The 21,432-nt window shown below is 41.2% G+C and carries 28 protein-coding genes; 3 read left to right on the forward strand and 25 right to left on the reverse strand.

Annotated features, from left to right (window positions below):
• Positions 1-3: 3 nt before the first annotated feature.
• From NST65_RS14345 to NST65_RS14460, 24 genes are all read right to left on the reverse strand, one after another.
• Positions 4-270 (reverse strand): DUF2577 family protein, encoded by a 267-nt coding sequence (locus NST65_RS14345; RefSeq protein ID WP_101676419.1) that lies wholly within the window; start codon positions 268-270, stop codon positions 4-6.
• A complete protein-coding gene (locus NST65_RS14350) occupies positions 267-1,277 on the reverse strand; it encodes a phage portal protein (protein WP_101676420.1) in 1,011 nt (336 codons plus the stop codon). Before NST65_RS14350 ends, NST65_RS14345 begins: the two co-directional genes overlap by 4 nt.
• An 11-nt stretch (positions 1,278-1,288) precedes the next feature.
• Positions 1,289-1,957: a LysM peptidoglycan-binding domain-containing protein gene (locus NST65_RS14355; RefSeq protein WP_034282467.1), complete on the reverse strand. Its 669-nt coding sequence runs from the start codon at positions 1,955-1,957 to the stop codon at positions 1,289-1,291.
• Positions 1,950-6,032: a transglycosylase SLT domain-containing protein gene (locus NST65_RS14360; RefSeq protein ID WP_342489029.1), complete on the reverse strand. Its 4,083-nt coding sequence runs from the start codon at positions 6,030-6,032 to the stop codon at positions 1,950-1,952. The genes NST65_RS14355 and NST65_RS14360 overlap by 8 nt, the downstream gene beginning before the upstream one ends.
• On the reverse strand, positions 6,033-6,170 hold the full coding sequence (locus tag NST65_RS14365) for a hypothetical protein (RefSeq protein ID WP_095357030.1): 138 nt from the start codon (positions 6,168-6,170) through the stop codon (positions 6,033-6,035).
• A 41-nt stretch (positions 6,171-6,211) separates the two neighbouring features.
• Positions 6,212-6,652, reverse strand: a complete 441-nt coding sequence (locus NST65_RS14370) for a phage portal protein (protein ID WP_012011040.1) — start codon at positions 6,650-6,652, stop codon at positions 6,212-6,214.
• A gap of 525 nt (positions 6,653-7,177) precedes the next feature.
• Positions 7,178-7,621 carry a phage tail tube protein gene (locus NST65_RS14375; RefSeq protein WP_024423257.1) on the reverse strand — a complete coding sequence of 148 codons (444 nt, stop codon included), beginning with the start codon at positions 7,619-7,621 and terminating at the stop codon, positions 7,178-7,180.
• Position 7,622: 1 nt separating this feature from the next.
• Positions 7,623-8,969: a phage tail sheath family protein gene (locus NST65_RS14380; protein WP_041107583.1), complete on the reverse strand. Its 1,347-nt coding sequence runs from the start codon at positions 8,967-8,969 to the stop codon at positions 7,623-7,625.
• Positions 8,970-8,972: 3 nt separating this feature from the next.
• Positions 8,973-9,185: a hypothetical protein gene (locus NST65_RS14385; protein WP_034282476.1), complete on the reverse strand. Its 213-nt coding sequence runs from the start codon at positions 9,183-9,185 to the stop codon at positions 8,973-8,975.
• Positions 9,172-9,627 carry a hypothetical protein gene (locus NST65_RS14390; protein ID WP_034282479.1) on the reverse strand — a complete coding sequence of 152 codons (456 nt, stop codon included), beginning with the start codon at positions 9,625-9,627 and terminating at the stop codon, positions 9,172-9,174. Before NST65_RS14390 ends, NST65_RS14385 begins: the two co-directional genes overlap by 14 nt.
• A gap of 4 nt (positions 9,628-9,631) precedes the next feature.
• The gene (locus NST65_RS14395) at positions 9,632-10,129 is read right to left on the reverse strand and encodes an HK97 gp10 family phage protein (RefSeq protein ID WP_101676421.1); all 498 of its coding nucleotides are present in this window, start codon (positions 10,127-10,129) and stop codon (positions 9,632-9,634) included.
• Positions 10,126-10,482, reverse strand: coding sequence for a YqbH/XkdH family protein (locus NST65_RS14400; RefSeq protein ID WP_101676422.1), 357 nt, complete (start codon positions 10,480-10,482; stop codon positions 10,126-10,128). Before NST65_RS14400 ends, NST65_RS14395 begins: the two co-directional genes overlap by 4 nt.
• Positions 10,479-10,862 (reverse strand): DUF3199 family protein, encoded by a 384-nt coding sequence (locus NST65_RS14405; protein WP_024423261.1) that lies wholly within the window; start codon positions 10,860-10,862, stop codon positions 10,479-10,481. The genes NST65_RS14400 and NST65_RS14405 overlap by 4 nt, the downstream gene beginning before the upstream one ends.
• A gap of 13 nt (positions 10,863-10,875) precedes the next feature.
• On the reverse strand, positions 10,876-11,799 hold the full coding sequence (locus NST65_RS14410) for a phage major capsid protein (protein ID WP_081124729.1): 924 nt from the start codon (positions 11,797-11,799) through the stop codon (positions 10,876-10,878).
• 22 nt (positions 11,800-11,821) lie between these two features.
• On the reverse strand, positions 11,822-12,910 hold the full coding sequence (locus NST65_RS14415) for an XkdF-like putative serine protease domain-containing protein (RefSeq protein WP_098677629.1): 1,089 nt from the start codon (positions 12,908-12,910) through the stop codon (positions 11,822-11,824).
• Positions 12,911-12,948: 38 nt separating this feature from the next.
• Positions 12,949-14,406, reverse strand: coding sequence for a phage portal protein (locus tag NST65_RS14420; RefSeq protein ID WP_111926623.1), 1,458 nt, complete (start codon positions 14,404-14,406; stop codon positions 12,949-12,951).
• Positions 14,403-15,704 carry a PBSX family phage terminase large subunit gene (locus tag NST65_RS14425; RefSeq protein WP_162176180.1) on the reverse strand — a complete coding sequence of 434 codons (1,302 nt, stop codon included), beginning with the start codon at positions 15,702-15,704 and terminating at the stop codon, positions 14,403-14,405. The genes NST65_RS14420 and NST65_RS14425 overlap by 4 nt, the downstream gene beginning before the upstream one ends.
• Before the next feature lie 8 nt (positions 15,705-15,712).
• The gene (gene terS, locus NST65_RS14430; protein WP_061110000.1) at positions 15,713-16,357 is read right to left on the reverse strand and encodes a phage terminase small subunit; all 645 of its coding nucleotides are present in this window, start codon (positions 16,355-16,357) and stop codon (positions 15,713-15,715) included.
• Between the two features lie 152 nt (positions 16,358-16,509).
• On the reverse strand, positions 16,510-17,028 hold the full coding sequence (locus NST65_RS14435; protein WP_034282498.1) for a sigma-70 family RNA polymerase sigma factor: 519 nt from the start codon (positions 17,026-17,028) through the stop codon (positions 16,510-16,512).
• Between the two features lie 126 nt (positions 17,029-17,154).
• Entirely contained in the window at positions 17,155-17,361 is a 207-nt protein-coding gene (locus NST65_RS14440) for an XtrA/YqaO family protein (protein WP_024423268.1), read from the reverse strand.
• A complete protein-coding gene (locus NST65_RS14445; protein WP_034282500.1) occupies positions 17,358-17,759 on the reverse strand; it encodes a hypothetical protein in 402 nt (133 codons plus the stop codon). The genes NST65_RS14440 and NST65_RS14445 overlap by 4 nt, the downstream gene beginning before the upstream one ends.
• Positions 17,760-17,809: 50 nt before the next feature.
• A complete protein-coding gene (locus NST65_RS14450) occupies positions 17,810-18,052 on the reverse strand; it encodes a hypothetical protein (RefSeq protein WP_080701215.1) in 243 nt (80 codons plus the stop codon).
• A complete protein-coding gene (locus NST65_RS14455) occupies positions 18,030-18,182 on the reverse strand; it encodes a hypothetical protein (RefSeq protein WP_170825845.1) in 153 nt (50 codons plus the stop codon). The genes NST65_RS14450 and NST65_RS14455 overlap by 23 nt, the downstream gene beginning before the upstream one ends.
• On the reverse strand, positions 18,179-18,442 hold the full coding sequence (locus tag NST65_RS14460; protein WP_065215244.1) for a helix-turn-helix transcriptional regulator: 264 nt from the start codon (positions 18,440-18,442) through the stop codon (positions 18,179-18,181). Before NST65_RS14460 ends, NST65_RS14455 begins: the two co-directional genes overlap by 4 nt.
• Before the next feature lie 159 nt (positions 18,443-18,601).
• Between NST65_RS14460 and NST65_RS14465 the strand changes: the two genes are divergently transcribed.
• From NST65_RS14465 to bioB, 3 genes are all read left to right on the forward strand, one after another.
• On the forward strand, positions 18,602-18,979 hold the full coding sequence (locus NST65_RS14465; RefSeq protein ID WP_065215243.1) for a helix-turn-helix transcriptional regulator: 378 nt from the start codon (positions 18,602-18,604) through the stop codon (positions 18,977-18,979).
• Between the two features lie 218 nt (positions 18,980-19,197).
• Positions 19,198-19,548: a hypothetical protein gene (locus NST65_RS14470; protein ID WP_111926625.1), complete on the forward strand. Its 351-nt coding sequence runs from the start codon at positions 19,198-19,200 to the stop codon at positions 19,546-19,548.
• 151 nt (positions 19,549-19,699) lie between these two features.
• Positions 19,700-20,695, forward strand: coding sequence for a biotin synthase BioB (bioB, locus tag NST65_RS14475; protein ID WP_111926627.1), 996 nt, complete (start codon positions 19,700-19,702; stop codon positions 20,693-20,695).
• A 35-nt stretch (positions 20,696-20,730) separates the two neighbouring features.
• Here the strand turns inward: bioB and NST65_RS14480 are convergent, their stop codons facing one another.
• A complete protein-coding gene (locus NST65_RS14480) occupies positions 20,731-21,204 on the reverse strand; it encodes a stress protein (RefSeq protein WP_111926629.1) in 474 nt (157 codons plus the stop codon).
• Between the last annotated feature and the right edge of the window lie 228 nt (positions 21,205-21,432).

Here is a 21,432-nt window from a genome sequence, read left to right on the forward strand (position 1 = left end):
CCCTTAAAATTTGTCGATGATGTAAAAGGACTGGCCTCCTGCCATTGCAAGCACCATAATACTGTCTCCCCTTTTCAGCTCATCATCCTCACCCTTATTTAAGCGCTTCGGCCAAATCAGTAATTCTTCTGGAATGATCAGCTTATGATTTTCATTTAATCGGATGCTCAGAGGGGAAACTGCCGTGACTTCTCCGATGACAAGATCAATTGGCGACTCTGCGTCTACTGCATTCACTGCCAATCGTTTAATCGCTTCACTTAATCTCACGCTTGATCACCCTTTGGCATGGAATTTTTCTCAACAACATCAATGGTCATGGTGTGTTTCACCCCACTGAATTCATGTTTGTCTTGATCGATCCAGTAAGTTTTTTTCACGTTGATTTCAGGAATTTTCAAATAGATTGGGAGACCGCTTTGCAGCTCTGGAATTCCTAACGCTTGTATGCTTTTGACTTCTTGTTTGACGCCTTTTTTCTCTGCCAGCCGTACTTTGGCTCTTTTTTGCAGCTGCGGCTGGTTGATTTGCCCAGTGACTGTCTCAACATGCTGTAAAATACCGTATTTATTCTGACCTGCTTTATCCTGTTCGATCACCACAATCTCGGATTTACTGCCTTTTTTCTTATTCTTCCCCTGTTCATCAGCAGACGTACGCATCTTGACACGAGTGGCTGTCTCTTCAATCGAGGTGCTGTATTGATAACTGATGAGATTGACGCCTGATTCAATGACCCAGACGTCCTCTGGATCAGGCCAGGCTCTCAGCCCCATCTTGCCTTTAGCAGAAAAGATTTGATAGTTTCTTCCTGTTTGCCGCTTCGTTTCTTTCAATGCTTTCAATATCATGTCATACAGGCTCGTGTCATTTTTAAAGACTAGTGATTTTATGACATGTCCTGTATTGGAGATAGAAGTCATTGGAATTTGAAAGTCGGCTCCAATCCGCCTTAAGATTTGATCTGCTCTTTGATTTGAAAAAACATAGACATCTTGGTTTTTCACCAAATATTGGAGCATATCGTATGCAGTAAACGTCAGCTTTCCTTCAACTGGCGTCCGCGAAAAAACAATGCCTCTAAACAGCTCTTTTCCTTTCCATTTAAAAAGAACCGTGTCCCCTTCCGAGACACGGTAATATGTTTGACTGCCTTGTTTTGTGATAATATTTGCCTGAATTGAGCGAGGGGCTTGATACCTTTGCCCCTGAAGTGTCACACTCTCTGTGACAAGCTCATACATGGTGCCGCTTCTGATGGCAAAAAGCTCGATCAATGCCAGCCCCCCTATTGTGGTATTTTTAACCTTTGTCCAGGGAAAATCCAATGCCCCGGCTGCTTAATATTGCGTCTGCTACGTTTAATCATCGCTAATTTATTGGCATTCCAAATACGCCGCCATTTTGTACTGTCTCCATAAAACCTGCCAGAAATGGCCCATAGTGTATCCCCTTTTTTGACGGTGTACATTTTTGGTGGTGTTTTTGAAGGCCGTTTCTTTTTCGTTTGTTTTGCTTTTTTCTTACGTTTTATTTTCCTAGGAGATGCAGTTTTGTATTCCTTTAACTCGATCGTAAATTCACGATCTCCAATATCATATGACCCTTCCTTGTGGGTGAAGCTTTCAATGCTGCACGTCATATTGATTTTTGTTCCAGTTACAATCAACCGCACGGATTTCTTTGAACGCATCATTCGTTCAATTTTCGCGATCGCATTCTCTGGTGATGGAATGCTTTTATATTCAGCAATCGGCGAATATTTCTTAGGAAATAATGAGGTGAATGATACTTGTTTAGCCGATGGTACGTCAATAAAAGTCAATTCTCCAAAAGAGGCGACCTTCACTGTTTCATTTTGTACATTATTTGTGATTTCGAGTTCGGATGGAAGGACAGGGAATCGCAACTTGTCCTTTCCTTGGGAAATCCACAATTGATACACTGATTTACCCATCAATTACGACCCCCTTCGTTCCTGTATGAATCTCTACTTCTAGTTCATCTACAAGCATTTGTTTAATTTTTTCGACTAGCGATTGCTGATCTTGTCCATTATGGAAATGCTGATCTCCATTGAATTGAATCGTAATCTGTTTATTACCTGGCGAAGTTGTACTGCCAGTAGACTGAGGTGAGGTAACTTGCTGCATCTGTGCTTCCGGTAAAGGAGCAGATGCATTTGATGGATCATATACTTGCATCCCAAGTGCTTTAGCTGCCTGCGTCAATAAATACCTTCCGCGAATGCCTCTTTCCTCAGGAATAATCCATTCGCGCTTGTTTCCTTCACCGACTCTAGCAACCTGCTCTTGAGTAATCAATCCGCCATTTGCATAGCCTTTATAAGGGCCGCCTCTTCTCATACTTCGTAATCCCGGTGTGTTGAAGACTGTTCCATATCTTCCCTTAATGTAGTTAATGGCTGCTACGGCATTATGAATTGGGTTCCAAATGTCATTCATGCCCTTGCCTTTATTGGCGTTAAACGTCGTTCCAATGGTTTGCATTAAGCCTTTAGAAGGGGTTCCCTTTTTGGCGTTGGAATCCCATAAGTTTATTGCTCTCGGATTTCCATTTGATTCATGTTGCGCGATAGTCATCAGACCTGGAAGCCAGTTCATAGATGTGCCAGTTGCCATGAGAGCTGCCATGAGCCATTGCTGAACACTAAGACCTGAAGCTCCCATACCGCTGAAGGCACCGATTAATGAACCAGCCTGATTTTCAGCAAATTTTTTCACATCAACTGAGTCGAGCCCTTTGACGACACCGATCGATGCAAATTTCCCAAGACTCATCATGACGCGTGAAGGGGAATGAATGTCTAATTCCTCTCTAAACGCCTGCTCTACTTTCTTCGCCATTTCTTTGGCTGCTTGCGTGACTTCGCTTCCTTTGGAACGCATGCCGCTGTTAAAGGCGTCAATCATTCCAGAACCCCAGCCTGGTGATTCTTGTTTTGCTTGCAGGAATGGTTGTTTGATGTTTTGATCTACGTATTGGCTCGTGCCAATTGATGTGGCATTTTGGCCTGCTGCAAAACCACTAACCGTTCCAGAACCCCAAGTGGGTGATGCTGTCATCACTTGTTGGTAGGGTGCTTTTACACGACTTTGTAAAAAGCTATCTGTTCCAGTTGGTGTCATCTGCTGACCGTTTGCAAAGGCAGAAACCGTTTGCTGACCATACTTTCCTGAGTCTGATGTCAATTGACCAAAAGGCTGCTGAATATTCTTTTGTTTCCATTGATCAAGAGAGATGACTTTACGATTTAATCCTTGTTCAAAATCGTTATTAAATTGCTCGCCAATGCTAGAGGCTTGAATGTCCCCAGTCATCGAGACCGATCCATCTATTGAACCGACAGAAGATGATGAAGCTACTGCTGTAGGAGCTGGAGAGCTTGACACTGAGTTTCCTGCCGCTCCGCTTGGTACAACAGACATTCCAAGTTGAGAAGCTGCCTGTGCCAGCAGCATTTTTCCGCGTCCTCGGTTATTTTGAGTTGGAATAACAAATTCGTTACCAGCTTCACCGACCCATGATAAGGTTGGCTGGGTGATATAACCGCCTGTGGCTTTTTTACCAGGTTTAAAATCTTTTTTCCCGTTTTCTCGACCTTTTTCAAATTTCACAATATGCCTACCAACGAATTTTGCGCCTTCACTTTTGAGTAAATCCCATGAATCTCCTAAAATATTTTTACCCCAAGATTGAACATTACTCCACTTACTTGACCACCAGTCTTTATTAAATAAAGTTGAAGAAATAGTTGCTTTTGCAGTTGACCAAATTGTTTTTGATTGTTCCCATTTACTTTTTGACCAACTTTTTACGTTATCCCACTTTTCCCCCCACCAATCTTTGTTAAAGACCGTTTCACGAATTTTCCCTTTAATTGAATTCCATATGTCGACTGCGCCATCCCATTTTTCTCTGGTCCATTTTTTTACATTATCCCACTTCTCTCCCCACCAATCTCCGTTAAAAACAGTCTCACTAAGTTTCCCCTTAATAGAATCCCATATTTCGACTGCACCATCCCATTTTTCTTTGGTCCATTCCTTTACATTATCCCACTTCTCTCCCCACCAATCTCCGTTGAAAACGGTCTCACTAAGTTTCCCCTTAATAGAATCCCATATTTCGACTGCACTATCCCACTTTTCTTGAGTCCAGTCTTTGATAGCATCCCATTTTTCACTCCACCATTCGCCATTAAAGACAGTAGATTCTAAAACTCCTGTAACGTATCCAGCTTGTTCTGCCCACCATTCTGAATTGAACAGTGTATTCGATGCTGTAGTTTTTATATCTTCCCATTTCTCACTTAAGTTTCCTAAAGACGTTTCTGCAGAAGTTTTAACACTCCCCCACTTTTCACTCCACCATTCGCCATTAAATAAAGTGTTTGAAATATTCTCTTTAAGTTTTGAAGTATCAAATATCTCCCCTAATTTTGATCCACCATAAGTGCCAGCCATGCTTCCAGCAACACCACCAATTGCAGCTCCTACAAATGGTATTGGAATTAGAGCCTGACCAATTGCAGCTCCACTAACTCCTCCTGCAAGACCTCCAGAGAAACCACCTACTTTTTCCCCAACGTTTTCTTTGGTTGTTCCTATTAAATCTGTTGCACTTAATAAGTTCCCCAATACAGGCACTCTTTTTAATAACTTACTACTTCCTCTACCTATATTTTTTAATGAATCGCCTAAACTACTTAACCCGCCGCTACCTTTCATCAGTCCAGCAAGTCCCGCAACTGAGGCTACTATGCCTGTAGTTTTCTTCAATCCACTAGGGATTTTTTCAAAAATCTTACCTGCATTTGTTTTCAGTTTTCCTAGTCTACCTGAAGGTCTTCTATTTCTTTCAGCTCTAGAAATGGCGGTAGGATTTGTGGGCTGCCTTTGAGCACGGCCATTTCTATTTCTAGTTCTATTAGAACCACGCCTGCTTAACCCTCGAGCACAACAAGGGCAACAGCTATTACGAAACAAACCTTTTCCTTTTTGTTTATTTGGCTGCGTATTAGGAGTTGGATTTGTTGATGCTTCAGTCGTTGGACTTTGAGCTGAAGAGTTACTGTTGTTCTCGCTTGATGGATTTTTCGGGCCAAGGATCAAATCTAAGCCTTTGTTAAACCATTTATCTAAATACTCCTCAGGATTGATTTTAATCTTCTCACTAATTCGTCCGATCACTTCTTGTTTGTAAGCGTCGATTTTCGTTTCAATCCAAGGGAGTGCATTATTATCCCAAAAGTTTCTAGGACTCAATTTTTCTTTCAATTTATCTGAAACGTCACCTGCATATTTTTCAATTTCTTTTAGGGCCTTATTTCCCAAATTACCTAACCAGCTCTGTTTGTTTTCATTCGTTTTTGTAGCAGCAGTTGCATTAGGTTGCTTTTTTACTTTCTTTTCTTTCACAACAGACTCTGCCTGATCTCGTTTTTTCAGCTTACTTTTTGCATTGTCTTGAACAGACACTCTGATTTCGTGTTTGGACATCGTCAAGCTTTTGAGTGTCTTTTTGATTCGTTGAATTGCAGCGGTGGCTTGGTCAACCATGTTTAATCTCATATAGTACGTTCTGTTGATGAGCTGAAGTATTGATTTTTTGATCGATGACATTTTCGCTGACAATTGATCGTTTAGTTTAAACGTCAGCATAATGGGACTTGTCCCCATTTGTTTCAAACGATCTATGTTGGATTTAATGACATTCAGCCCCTTCGCTTGAAAGGATATGACCAGATGATTTGGAATCATATTTAACTGATTGTTCAATGCTTTTAGATCCCGATAGATTCCTTGATCCAGCCTCATAGAAAATACTGAAACTTTCCGCAGCGATAAAGTGAGGTTTCTTAATTTCTTTTCATCCATTTCCAGACTTATTTTCACTGGTTTTCTAAATGGTTTGAGCTGCTTCTCAAACGTTTGAAATCGTTTTTGAATGCGTAATAACTTCTTCGACACCCGGTCTTCTAATTCAAATCGTGCTGTAAGTTTCGCCAATTATTTACCTCCTTTCTTTGCTTCTTTTTCTAGCATGTCTAGCTTGTAGCTGATGAGTCCGAAAAGGAATGCTTTGAACGGTCTTGGGGATTCGTATAATTCCAGGAGTTCAGATGGGGAGTAGTGAAGCTCGTGCATTGCGTAATATAAAAACACCGCTTCTTTATCCCCATCTTTTATTAGTTTTTTGCTGCTTCTTCTAAATCTTCAATTTCATCTTCGAATCCGTTGATTTCGATCGCTTTGTTTAACCAGTTCGCATATTCACCGCCGACTGACAGGACCCGTTTTGCTACTTCAACTGGATCTTGTGTGCTGTAGGCTTCTCTTAATTCCTTTGAGCGGAAATCTGGGTAAATCGTCGATTCAATCGCAATACGTGCGTAGAAGCGCTGGCTGTCTAAGTCTTTCACACGTCCTCTGCCTTTGACATTTTTGAAGGTTGTGTTTTCTTTTTCCAATTCATCAATACGTTCAGTTGTAATGGCTTTAAAGACAAAAGGAATGACATTCCCTTTTTTATCAACAAAACGCTTAGAAATCGGTACTTTGACTTCTTCCGCTTCTACTGTTTGTCCTGGCATAAAAAATGAAAGATCAAATGTTTGTTTTTCACTCATGTTTAAAAACTCCCTTTGTTATGTTTTTTTGAATGCAAAAAAGCACATCCATTTTTTGAATGTGCTTTCTAATCTTTTCATGTATAATTTAAATTGTACAATTGAACGGCTTGCTCAAGGGCGTCTGGCTCATCCCCGATAGGAAGGGGGTGATGCATATGTCAACATTTGAAGCGATTTCCCTTATGCTTTTATTCGGGATGTTTATCTTTACTTTGTTGACGTATATAGACAAAAAATAGACTCCCCTTGAGCTGTGGAAGGTTAAAGGGAAGTCTACCTAAAGAACCTATTCGAAAAGCCAGCCCCTTGAAGGGCCTCATTGTACATTGCCGGGATGTTAGAGCATCCTGGCTTCTTTTTATTTTATGCAAATCGCTTTGCATGTAAACATATTTTAATGAATCGAATACAAGACGTCACCAGACGAAATTAAAAAGGCTTCAAGACGGTTGTATTACAACTGCATTATAGCATATTCAGTTATTATTTTGCTAATTAATTAGCTAATTTCCTCCACTTTTCTTAGAATGTATTCTTCAGCTTTTCAGGCAGATCAAAGTCCTCGAATGTGAAAGGAACTTCTTCTTCAAGCGCCTCTGAATCAACATCCAATCCAGCGATTTTAGCAGAATCAAAGTTGACATCAAATAATGTGACACGCTCAGTGCCACGGCCTGATGATTTATCGTCAATGACAGCTTGAAGAGTGAAATATGGATCTTCTCCTTTTTTCACATAATTGAGCATTAATTGAACGAAACGGGACGTAACTTTATAGAATGTTGCCGTTCCTGTTCCGTTTGCTCCCGTTGTTTTATGTCCAGTCATTCGGCGGCCCATGACGTTGACTTCTGATTTGTTTTTCTCCACGTTTGCTTCGAAGGTTTTGATAAATGCAAGCTCCTCACCTTCTAAGAAAAGACGACCTTCTTTACCTGAAATTGTATTTTGCGCTTTAAAAGCCATCTTACTTCACCTCCACATTGAAATAGAATTTTTCTGCTGCATCTACTGGTTGAACCGCTAAATCGATGATAAATCCATCACGATCTTCATTGAGCCCGATTACGATATCTGTTTCTGAATTAAAGCCTGTAATGCCGCTGCCATCTTGAAGCTGTGTGAGATACTGGGTAATCAGTGTTTTCACAAGCTGTACTCCATCATCTGATGCTGGAATGTCATTGCCATTGGCTTTGCGTAATTTAATCAGATTTTTTAATTCGAATGTTAAATCATTGTTGATCGCATCAAGCACACGAATGATTTTGTTTTTCGCCATTTGCTGGTTCTTTTCAGCTGTGAAGCTTGTCAAGGAGTTAATATCTTTTTCAACACTCACGGTACGATCTCTCGCATCAAAGGTGAAAAGGAACTCCCCTTGCGATAATCGGTATTCTACTTGATCATTGTCAAGACGTTCTAATGTATCGACCGCTCCTTCGTATTCAACAAAGGTCAGTGACTGATTGAAATTTGCTCCGGCACTTGCACCTGCGACCCATGCTGTTGTTTGTGCAGGTGTTAGTTCGGTTCCATCTTCGAGTACAACACCGCTTGTCACATTGATGATTCCTTCTTGGTCAGCTGCATAATTAGCCACAACCCCTTGCACCTTACGTCCTTGCTTATCACGTAGACGCTCGATAAATGAAGCGAAGGTTGCTTTTAATTGCTCACTATTATCGACTGGAAGAGCAATGACATCGAAGTATTCTGTTTCTGCTGCTTCTAGGAAAGCTGTATAATCTGCGACACTTGCCACGCCGTTTTTCCCGCCGCTTAGTGCCACACCTGCTGTGATGACGGCTTCACCTTCACCAGAAAATTGAACGTATTTGTTTTTCACAAGGTCTTTGACATCAGTGACGACCTGTTTATCCACAATATCTGTTCCAAGATAAGTGATCACATCGCGTTTTGTGCTATCAAGTACATTTTCTGCGACTTGTACTGTGATCTCATTTCCTTTTAGGCCGCCATAATTTGCTGTGACGACAAAATTTTCAGCAATTTCGGCTTTGGCCGGCTCTCCTTCATTTAGGCGGTAAAGCAAGACCGTTTGCGCTTTTTTCTTTGCTTCACGGAAAAGAAGAAGTGACTTATCATCAATGTTGAGTCCAACCTTTTTATTTAAATCTTCCATATTTGAAACGGAAATAAAGGTTTTGGGTTCTCCCCAGCTCATCACAAGGGGAAGTGCTACTGTACCTCGATCGCCTAAAGTAATTCGCTGCTCTGCTGTTGTTTTAAAATTAAAGTAAATACCAGGACGCTTTTTCTCTGTACCTGGTGTAAAAGTGCCTCCGTTCATCCTTTAAACCTCCTTGGACAAAAAAGCATCAATGTGCTTTTTCGCTTCTGTTTTTGTAATTGGTTGATGTTTGATATAAAAAAGAGCCCCTTCAAGGATTTCTGGTTTGACCCCAAAAAGATCCTTACTGTGCTCCTTTAAGGCTTCAAATGAAAAGCCAAATTCTTTTTCTTCGCCGGCTGTTTGAGCAGGCTGAGCATGTTTAGTCTTGCTCACGTTTGATCACCCCATCTGAAAAGTTGATATCTTCAAGGCTTGCCTGTTTGTCACGGTTATACCAATAGCTGCTATCCCACGTCAGGACAATCGCTGCTACGCCTTGATCTATCATTCTTGTTTCCACTCTTTTTATGCGGACATAATCATCAAGCACCTCTCCGTCTTCACTCATCATCTGAATGATTTGACGATCAGCAAGCAATGCATCAACGATTGATTCTGCCGCATCATGTGCTTTTTCTGTATCAATATGAAAGACTTTCACTTGCAGCGAATAAGATTTCATAAAGGTAGAGACCGTATCTGGACCACTGATCACTGTCACAGGCGGCACATAAACGGATGGCACTTGAAAGCGTTCTGGCAAAAGACGATCATACATTGTCACAGGAAAGTGTGTGTAGATATAATGCATGATTGCCCCGACTTCTTGATTCATTCCATCACCTCCCAAAATGTCGATCGAACCAGCTTTGCAGCTTTCGATCCAGCGCCTGGTCAAACATTTGCTCATAGAGCATGACAGCATGATCCCAGTAGCCATTGCCATCAATCCATTGAGAGGCAAGCATCATTCCTGTACTTGCATTCGGATCATATTCAAAGCGGCTGCCAGTCCATCTGCCAGGCACCCATCTTCGCTCTCCACTTGAAGAAGTGGCATGTCCGTCATTGACATAGGAGGCATATTCAAGCTGCGTTCCCACTTCAAGTGTGAGACCGCCTTTTGAAATGAGAAAATGATTCTCCTTGCCGCCTTGCTTAAAGGAGTTTAGAAGCCGGCCTGTATCGACAGCATTCTCCTTGATTAATTCATCCTGAATGATGTCTAAAAACTGCAGGCCCATGTCCTCCAGCCAATCTTGATATTCTGCCTTTAAGCCGCCATCATACGCTGTCTGCAGCTGTGAGAGCAGCCGGTCAAGTCCATCAATTTTCATAGATTTTCCTTCCTGACTGCCATCACTTCGATGTGATGATTTTTCACTTTTTTAGGCTGCTGTAATTTGAGTGACACGCCATTCCACACTATTTTGTCATGCAAGCGAATATCAGTTGCTAAAGGAAAATGGACAAGATAGGATTGATAAATGACTGTATTCGGCTCTTCTTGCACAAGTGACTGGTTCTTTTCTATGACATAACAAGCTAGATCGGTCAGGCTGGGAGCATCGGGATAGGAAAGTGTCATTTGTAAATCATCAGCTGGAATCCCGTATTTCCCGCGGGCAGACTCCTTATGCTCAAGGTGAAAAAGATCACAGCGATCTGTTAATAGAGATTGATAGCTCATAATGATCTCACCTTTAGTTTGGCACTGCCGCCGGTCAATGTTGGTTCAATGTAATCTACAAGCAGGGCATATACATAGGGTCTGCCTTTCACTTGATCAGCTGCCTTCGCATATGAATAATCGCCCATTTTTTCTGACGTAAAGCCTTTCATCATAGATTCGTCATCATTCAGCATGGCAAAATATTGAGCCATTTTTAATAATGCGATTCTTGCTTTTTCAGGGAGGGGCTGATATTTTTCACTTGAGAAATCGTGACCTACGATCTGAAATACCGCAGCTTCTGCTTCGATAATATCTGCTGTCAGTCTTTCTACAGATCGATTTTTCACACGATCAAATACAGAATAGGCTTGCAGTTCTTCAGCAGAAATGATCATGGCCTGCCGTCACCTACTCTTTCACTTTCATCACTTTTGCTACAGCATCCTCTTCCTCAAATTTGCTGTCTAGCTTCGCTGTGAGGACAATAATAAATTTACGGCTGCGAATATCTTTTTCTACTTCAATTCGAATATTACGAGAGAAACCTACGATAATATTTTTAGGGTGTGTCAGCAAAATATCTGATACGTCTGTTCCCGCTTCGTCATATGGCTGCATATTGGCAAGACCTTTGACCGGCACACCGAATGCAGAAGAAAGTCCGCCTTGAATGGCCGCATCTCCAAGGCCTGTCTGACGGTTTGCTACTTGATCCTTCCACTCAACCTCTAAGCTTGGGGATGTGTAGAAACGGAAATCCTGAGGTACACGTAAATATTTTGACGGCATCGCTTTATAGGCTTGCTTAAACATTTGGCGGCTGATTTCCGCTCCGTTTGCATCTACGATATGAGAGACTGCTTGTTTTCTCACGCCATCCATTTGGGCTAAAAATGGATCTGCTGAAGCCGTATCGCCATTGACGATGAGCTCTTCAATGTCAACGGCTGCTCGTTCAGCGAGCATTTGCATAATCGTCTGCTGAATTCCGTCTTTCTCAATATTGTTTTCAATGCTGTCATAGGTCATATGAATCTCTGCGATGACCTCTTTCGCATTTAGCTGGACAGTGCTTGTCGCTGGGACAACACGGTCTTTCGCATCAAGTGCTTTGCCTTCTTCTGCTGGGCGCAAAATACGCTGGCCAAAGCCGATTTTTTCGATTTTTTGTGAATCACTTTCCATTGGAATGATACGTGCATCATTTAAAACGGTTGGTGTATTTTGCATCATTCTAATGAATGTGTTGGATTGGGTTGCGTTCATGAGACCGCCGGTTTTTAAGCTGGCAAGTGTCATTTCGGCCTTGCGAATCAACTCTTGATTTCTCACACTGGTTCCTCCTTATTTAGGCTTATAGTAAGCCATCCCATATGGGCTTTGTACTGTCGTTTTGTGTATCGTGGATTGTTTGTTTTGACATGCCGCGCGCTTTTTCAAGCATGTGAATCCGCTCTGAAATAGGCAAAAGCTGCTGCTGAAGCACTTGCTCAAGCGCTGCTTTTTCTCTGCTGGCTGATTTCTCTAAGGAAGAAAGCTGATGACGAATCGGTGCAACGACTTGCTCAAGCACCTTTTGGACAGGTTCTTCCTCTGTTTGATCTGTTTCTAGCTGTTCTGCCTGCTGTAAGACGTTTTCAATGGCCATTTTTGCTTTTTCAAGCTCTTGTACTTGCTCCGTTGTCAGAGCGGCATCTTGTTTTTGTACGGAGGCTGGCCTTTCACCAATCGTTTGAAGCACATCCTCTGTCTTCAAAATGTCCTGCACGATTGGCAGCAATTGCTCAAGCGCTGATCTTACACCCGCCTCATCACCATCACTTGACTGTAAGGCTTCCAGCAGATGGTCTAAAACGCTCCAAAATTGTTGTGACATGTTTGCACCTTCCTCTTTCAAAAAGAAATTTTTCAGCAAAGAAAAAAGCCCTCTCTCATTTGTGCTTTGAGATAGGAGCTGATCTTGTTCTTCTATTGCTACGATGTCCGCCGTTCCAGCCATTGAATACCCTGTAATGTGGCCTTTCTGGATTTGATCCCAAATCTCTTGGGAAGCCTTTGTTACAAGTACCCAAGATCCTTTTCGAATCAGCTCACCGCCTACCTCAAAATCAGCGGGGGCAATGTATGATTCAACAACCTCGCCCACACCATGTTGAAAATCATGCTGCTTGTCAATGTGGCGGGCATCCTTCATAAAACCATGTGCCGCTCTTTCAATTTCTTTGGCAGACATAAAGTCTTGGTGTGCATCAGGTGTATTCGGTTCATACACGACACCATACACAAGACGATGAGCATCTTCTGCCTTTGTCAGCACACTAACCTCCTTTTGAAAGTCAGGCTGGCTTTTCTTTGCCTTCATCAAAAAGAATTTCTTTTTGTTTGCGGCTCTGTCCACATAGGAAACATGCGTAATTTTTGCGTTTTTTAATTCTCTTGGCATATGTTCACCCCCTTTCAAAAAAGCGCATGCGCTTCGGTTTATTTCTTCAGCTGATTCGCCTCTCGTTGAGGCTCTTGTTCGGCTGATGTCATGCGGCTTTCTAAAGGTCTGTGATAGAGATCCTCCGGCCATTCCTCTAACGTTTTCCCAAGGATACGTCCTGCTAGATCTCGCAAATCGTTTGGTGACACTGCCCCAGCCTGAATAAACGGTGTCAGAACTTTGGCAATCTCTAATGGATCTCTAAAGTCAGGACCATTTAATAGGAAACGAACATGCCAAATATCAAGATCCGGCAGGAAAAGGGTATTGAGCTTTCCTGTGATGAGATGCCGTTCAGGCTGAAATACCTGTTCTTCTGTTGTTTTTCGCGCCGTATCGGCTGTCGCTTTGTTATAGTCTTGAGACTCACCTGTGTAAATAGGCGGCAGGCGAAAAGCAGAGCGGATTTTGTTTCTTGTTTTTTCATCGTATTCTAAAAAGAGTGCATCTTCTTGCAAGATCTCTGCTAGAGATTTGAAGTTCACTTTGACATTTGAGACATCTTCTTCTCCAGTTAATCCTTTTTCCGTCGGGAGACCTTCGACTTCAAGCAATAGAAATTTATGTGCATGATCAGAGCCTTCGATATCGTCCATATAATCCTGAAGCTGCTGATAGGAAGACTCAGAGAGCATTCCATTTTCGACAATGATGGCACCAGGTACATGCCGCCCTTGTTTAAAATAAAGATAGTTCAGCTCTTCTGCCTTGCGTGCCCCATACATATTGACGATGTTGCCAATCCAGCGGGGAATCCCATACGTTCCACTGCCGATTTTAAAATGAATCACTTCTGTTGCGCGCAGCGGCTCTGGGGTGGTGTCATCGTATTTGCCTGTTTCACAATGTAAAATGCGCGGATCACCATACTCCTTGAAGAAGACTTTCTTTTCATTGATCACCTGCACATATTTACGGAATCGTTTCTTTCGATTCATTGTTTTCAATTCGCCGTTTTCTGTATACCGGAATTCAACATCAACTGGCTCACTAAGCTTGCAAATACGGATATGGAGCGCATCTAAATACTCGATTCCTGCCGGCTTTCCCTGACCATCTCGGAGAACCTCTAAAAAACCATTTCCCGTTTTCTCCCGGTCTTCGATGACATAGCCAAGCACCACATCAGCAGACTCATCATAGTTCATGTATTTCGTAAACTCTTCAAGTCTTGTCCATTCCTTCTCTGCTGCTTTCTTTTTTGCCGGTTTCACACCTTCTGCATTATAGTCAAAGGCATATTCTACGCCAAAACCAAAGCCTAAAATATTGGTCTTATACGCATCAATACATTGCTGAAGAATGGTTGAATATTCTGCCATGCTTTTTAATTCATTGATATTGTAAGGCGGGGGAACAATGTCATCTTTTTCGTAGGAAAATTCATCTGCATACATTTGTTTTGTATGATCAGACATGTTTGCCTTCATAATGGTTGCTTTCAATTGTTTCATTGTATGGACCTCCTCTCTCTGTTTGGACGGACACGCTCTGAGGCGGTCTGTTTCAAATCTGTCACTTCATAATCATCCAGCGCATACCAGATGGCTGATAAAGTGTGCGGATCGATTTGAAATTCATCTTCCTCTAGACGTCCATCCTTATCTGCCTTATAGGTTAGTGATTGAAGTTCATAGATGGTATATGGACAAGCATCAGAACAAATAATTTTCTTAAACCGTTTGATTTTTTTTGTATACTGCAAACGTGAGCCTTGGAACTTATGTGCCGCTACCATTTGAAATCCGCGCTGCCGAAAATAGTGAATGGTTTTAGGTTCGGCTGCGTCAGCTTTAATCAGTTCCTGTGATTCAATGAACTCTTGCAGGTCAGTGGCTGTTTCATCATCTGTTTTCCCGCGGTCGTAATATTCCCAATAAATATATAAGTACTTTTTTTCATGATCGACAGCTAACCGAATGAGCGCATTGTATGATTCAACAAATCCAAAATCCATGCCTGCTCGTTTCAGCGGTCTGTCAATCTGCTGAATGGCTTCTAATACATCAGAATGGCTTCTCACCTCAAATTGAGGAAAAACCTTTGTGCCATTAATGCCGAAATACCCCTTCCTCGCAATACGATAGAGATCTGGGTCATACTCTTTCAGCTCATCCAGCTGCTTCACGTAGCTTTTAGGAAGGAATAGGTTATCTTCCGCCGTGGAGTGATGGTAATACGTATCCTTGATGACAACGGTTCGCTTTTTGTATAATGTTTCGTCATCTAAAACAAATCGCTTCAGCTGTTCATCTCGAAAAAAATGTCTGTACGTCCAATTATCCTGACCAACGGGATTCGTCGATAACATCATATAAAGCGGTAAGGATGGATGCCTCAGCCTTCCAAGCAGCTCTTTAAAACCTTCATAAGAAACCTCTGAACATTCCTCAATCCAAATGATCGAGATGTTGTTGATCGATTTCAATTTTTCAGGCTTGTCCAGTCCTTTAAATAAGATGCTGCTGCCGTTTCGAAACGTTAGTGCAAGCGGCGAACTTCGGCACTTCACCACGTGGTCGATGCCGAGGTCGCTAACGATTTCTTGTAATAAAGAAAAGGTTGATTCGCGGTGCGTATCATACACCTCTCGAATGACAAGTGCTGTCCGCTTTTCTTCCAGCAGTTTTAAGACAAGCTTTAAAGCAATGTGATAGCTTTTGGATGAGCCATAGCCTCCTACTAAAAATTGAAACTTTTGATTCCAATCGAATAGAAAGTGTTCAAAGTGAGGGTTGACTTCTTTTTCAATCAATGGCGTCATGAGTCTTCCTCTTTTCGCTTGATCATGATTTGAAGATCTTCCTCTTTTTCTTCACGCACTGCTTTTTTCGTTTTTTCGATCGTCAGTTCAATTTGCTTCAGCCTTAATCTTCGTTCATCCTTCGCATGTGCGAGCTCTTCAAACTGTTTTATTAAACGCCTGAGTTCACCCATTGCACGGGATTGTGCATTTAAAAACGTCGCATGCCGATCCCATGAAAATTGAAACGAGTATTCTTCTGAGGTCATGTCTAGTTCTGTCTGAATGCCTTCGCCTGTTTCTTCTAATGAAGAAGGCATGTATGCCGCCTTTTTCACCTCTTTGATCATGTCCTCTTGATCTGCTACATACATGATTCGCTGCGCCCGAATAATGGCTGCATATTGAATTTGAATTTGGTCCCAGATTAAATCAAGCGATGTGCGTCCATCCATTTTCTCCATGATTTCAATCGTTTCATCTGAAAGAAATTGATTGAAAATCGAGTGTGCTTGCTTTGACGAAGTTTTTTGTCTTTGCCATCCGTATCGTCTTTTCCACGATTTGACGGTATGGATCGAGACATTGTAATGATCAGCAATTTCCTGGTACGTCATCCCCTTCATATAATCCTGCTTGGCCTCTATCCGTTTATCTTTCATTTACATTCACCTGCCGCCTCCTTTTAATTCGAATGATTCCCTCTGAAGGAATCATTTGTGTAGGGCTAGCAAACATTCGTTTGGTCTTTCTAACTATAGGTGGCAACTGTAAGACAAGCTTTAGCTGATTTATTTTTGAACAGAAAAAACACCTATTCAGCAGCTCTGAATAGGCGTTCTTGTACTTTTTTGGACATTTTCGTCCGCGCTCTTTCCATATGTTTTTGCACAGTTCCTTTTTTGACATCCAGCATGTCCGCAATCTCGCTAAACGATAACCCTTGTGTTGTGTGCATAAAGAATACGTCCTTTTCTCGATCTGTTAAAACAGACAAAGCGTCATCAATTCTTTTTTTGTCTCTCTCACTGACTTCTCTTTCTTTCTCTTGAATAAGGGTATATTCATGTGATAAAGCCTCTAACACTTCTGGATTTGCGAGAATGGTACGCTGATAGACTGAACGTCTGTCTAATCCTCTGCGCGCGCCTGGCTCTCTTCCGATTTGAAGCCATTCTACTACGTATTCCAGATCGCTTACCATACTGGCAATCATTTTTTTATCATGCTTGTCTTGAACGGACAGCTGATGTTCTTCTTTTTCTTTAAATGGTTCATATTGTTTTCTAGCATTCTTTAAAGCTCTTTTATATTCAATGAGTAAATCTTGCATATTGGCTCTCTCCCTTTTTAAGAAAATAAAAAACGGACACCAATCAAGTCCCCTTTTAGCAGGGTCTTGATCAGTGTCCGCAGGCTTTCCGTCTTGGACATATTGTGCTTTGATGTGTTCAGTCAGTTAGCTGATTTTAAAACCAATCTCGTGATCTACTCTTGCAAAATGACCTTTTGCCGTTTGAATAATGGTTTTTCCATGTTCAGGTACATCCATTTTATAAGCCGTTCCTACATTCCCATCTAACACGATGACTTGAATTTTTCCTTTTTCCATCTCACCGACAAATGTTTGGTTTTCTTGAATGAATAGTTGTTTTGGCTCGTTCATCTGCTTGTCTCCTTTTTTGGTGTTGGCCTCGTGCCACCACCTACCGTATTGATAATGATTTCAACTCTTGGACACATACTATAAAACTGAGAAACTCTTAAATCGACCATCTGCAGAGGGACTTCATCGGCTATAGAATGAAGTGCTTCTTGAATATGCTGTAGATTCGGCTGAAAGATGCTGACGTGTACTGGGCGTATCAACCCTTTTTCTGCGTATGTACGCTTTTTTTGGCAGTCAGCTATATCAAACGGCATGTGATCAAATAAACGAATTTCAAGTGATAGTGCGCCTTTTAATTTTTGCGGGCATTGCCCTTTTGCAGCTGATCGTATTCTTTTCATCAATGTCTCTTTTGTTAACAAATGCTCATGTTCAATGATTAAATGGATGACCATGTTATGATCTCCCGTCATCCTTTGCCCACTGGCGGATGTCTTGTTCGTTTTTACTCGCTTTGAGCAAGCATTTCAAAAATGTCATGATTTGCTTCCATCGTTTCACGTTGACCTGATTCCTCCTTTTTTGTATCATCAACCTTAGCTTCCAGGAGGGTCATATATGTCTCTTTCTCTTCTGATGTGGCAAAAACAAACATCGGTGTCTGATGATGAAAGGCGATCCAGCCGCCAGCTTGGTCTAAACAAAGCTGCGCTTCTTTTCTAGCATCAAACGTCAGCTGATGTCTCATCTTCTTCAGCTCCCTCCAAGCTGTCCTCAATTTCTGTTTGGTATCCATATCGTTTCATGTCATATACCCAATAACTTTTTGGATAACCAAAGTCACTTATCTGAGTCACCATTGGATGTTCAATATTCATTCTGCTCGTCTCCCCTTTTCTAAGAACCGATCTTCTTTTAAAGAATTACTCTTTCCGTGTAACTTTTGGCCAAAAAAAAGCTCTTGAACCCCGGTATTCAGCAGATCTGCAATATGCTTTGCTATTTCTAAGCTAGGCTTCGTTCTGCCCATTTCGATATTCGCATAGCCGCTTGTGTACTTATATCCCAATTTTTTCGCCATATAGGTTTGTGTTTTTCCTTGCAATATGCGCTCTTCTCGTAAATTTTCAAGTTTCATCTTTCCACCTCTTACTCAATATGTGTAAGTTATATTCATTATGATAATATACACAAAACGAGTAAGTCAACCACATTTTTATTCTTTTTGTGTATTTATTTATCTTTTCCGTGTAATTCATGATAAAATTTACTCATAACATGAAAAAAGGTGTTTCTGATGGATAATTTGACTGGGAAGATTCTAACTGAATTAAGAGAGAAGAATGGATGGAGCAAGTCAACAGTTGCTAAAAAACTCGGATTAAAGGCGATGTCCACTTATGCAAACTGGGAATACGGCTTGAGAAAACCCGACGGTGAAATGATTGTGAAAATTGCCGAATTATATGGGGTCTCAACCGATTATCTTCTCACAGGTAAGGACAAAGGCAGGCCCGATGACGATCTTGCAGACGATCCTGATTTGCAAATTGCGTTTAAAGCAGCATCAGATTTTTCCGAAGAAGCACGAAGACAAACCATCGATTTTATTAACTACATTAGAGAGAAAGAGAAGCAAAAAGGTCGTCAGCCAAAAAAGCGAGACGACAATTGATCATCTCTTTTCATCTGCTTTACGCTGGGACGAACCCAGCTTTTTTTTATACCTCTTTTTCCCTTAAAAAAGAAATAGCATATGAATAAAAAATCATGTCTTTTCCAACAAATATGTGACAATTTTAACCATAATTACTCTTTTTTTCATATATATTAATTGACAAATAATTCTATTATTATTAATATATGTATATACCAAAAAAAGGAGTGTTACCGATGAAAAAATTCATGAAAATCTGTACATTGTCTTTAGCTGCTGTAGGTGCTCTTACGTTCTCTCAAATTGAAGGTGCTCATGCAGCTGCACAGCCAAAAGAACCAGTCATAGCAAAAGCTCCTATTATGAATAAAGTAATTACGGTGAACCGTACGCTTTCTGTAGGTTCTTCAATCGCCGTCTCTCTTCCAGCAAGCCAAATTTCTGTGTCGGGTGCAACGTATGCGATTCAATTAGATCAAACGGCTCCAAACTTCACTTGGATTCGCGCTGTACAACGCGGTTCTGTGACAGTTTCCTACTATAATTCACTAGGCGAGCTTGTGATTAACTATATTACTGTTCGATAAGCAATCTAGCTTTACATATCTAAAGGCGATGACATGAAGTCATCGCCTTTTGGTGTTTAGTGTTGGTTTCATCTGAATCATGATTGCCAACATCCGTACAATATGTTAACTTTTAATAAAAATAAGTTAACATATTAAGGAGGCATTCATGATGAGAGAGCAGCTGTCTTTGTCTTGGGAAGCAATAGCGGAGAAGGCGATGAAAAATGAACCGATCACGGCGCAAGAGGGTCTAGACATTCTTGAAGCTGACGATAGAGAATTGTTACCTATTATGCATACAGCCTATCAAGTGCGATATCATTTTTTTCAAAAAAAGGTGAAATTAAATATGATTTTTAACGCGAAAAGTGGATATTGCCCTGAGAACTGTGGATATTGTTCACAGTCGATGATTTCAAAAGCACCAGTTGAAAGATATACAATGCTTGATCAAAAGACCATTGTAGCTGGTGCGCGTGAGGCTCTCAAAAGAAAAGCCGGGACTTATTGTATTGTGGCAAGCGGGAGAGCGCCTTCTCATAGGGAATTAGATGAAGTCACAGCAGCAGTCAAGGAAATCACTGAAACGATGCCTTTGAAAGTGTGTGCCTGTCTTGGGTTATTAAATGAAGAAAAAGCGAAGCGGCTGAAGGAAGCGGGTGTTCATCGGTATAATCACAATATCAATACACATCATGATCACCATGCTCACATTACGACAACTCATACATACGATGACCGCGTGTCGACCATTGAGCAGGTCAAACAATCTGGCATGTCACCTTGCTCAGGGGTCATTATTGGAATGGGTGAAACCAATCAGCAAATTGTTGAAATGGCTTTTGCGCTCAGAGCACTTGATGCGGATTCAATTCCAGTCAACTTTCTTCATGCCATTGAAGGAACACCGCTTGAGCATCAAAAACGAACACACCCGATCAAAGCATTGAAAGTGCTGGCAATGATGAGATTTGTCAACCCGACAAAGGAAATTCGGGTATCCGGAGGCAGAGAGTTTAATTTACGGACACTCCAGCCGCTCGCACTGTATGCCGCAAATTCCATTTTTATTGGTGATTATTTAACAACAAAAGGCCAGCAAGTCCAAACGGATCATCACATCATTGAGGATTTAGGGTTTGAAATAGAAGAATGTGCGTTATAAAAAAAGTCTGCCGATTCACCGGCAGACTTTTAAGATTAGAATCTTTTATGAAAATCGACAGTTCCGCTTCCATCTTCTCGGTCAAAGCTGCCAACAAACGTCCAGTTAATATATCCACCGTCACCATTGTTGACAAACGTACCATCTTCAAATACCCAAATACCAAACGTAATACCGTCATATTCAACACTATCATAGTAGACAACATTGTTCAGACCGCTAAAGTCGTGGTCTTGGCTTAAGTTTTGGACAACTACGTTGTAGTTTTGACCTGCTTCATAGAACGCACTGTATGCCGCATTTTTTACGAATCCATCACGATTTTGAGATGATTTTACTGCTTGTTCAATTTTATCGGCAATGGCTACTGGATCAATTGAGACACTTCCATCAACACCTGTTGTTGTAGCAGCTTCAGCCGTTTGACCAAAAGGCGTAAGAGATAGAGGGGCAGCAATCATTGACGTAGCGATGACAGAACCAACAAACATTTTGCTTGTTTTTCTCATTATTTCTAACTCCTCCTTTAATTGGTATGTTTATGTACTACCCCTTCATCTGTCTCTTAAACACTAATTTATGAAAAAAATTCTTATTCTACCAATTAAGAGGGTATTTTTACTGTTTAATTAGGCGAAATCACAAAAAAACTACTCTTATAAAAGAGTAGTTTTTTCAGATTGTTGACAAAGGGCTAAAATGATGTTTATTTTAGCTCTTTGTCTTTTTTTCAGCGT

Origin of the sequence: Bacillus sp. FSL P4-0248, assembly GCF_038593305.1 — a bacterium.
GTDB classification, from domain to species: Bacteria; Bacillota; Bacilli; order Bacillales; family Bacillaceae; genus Bacillus; species Bacillus safensis.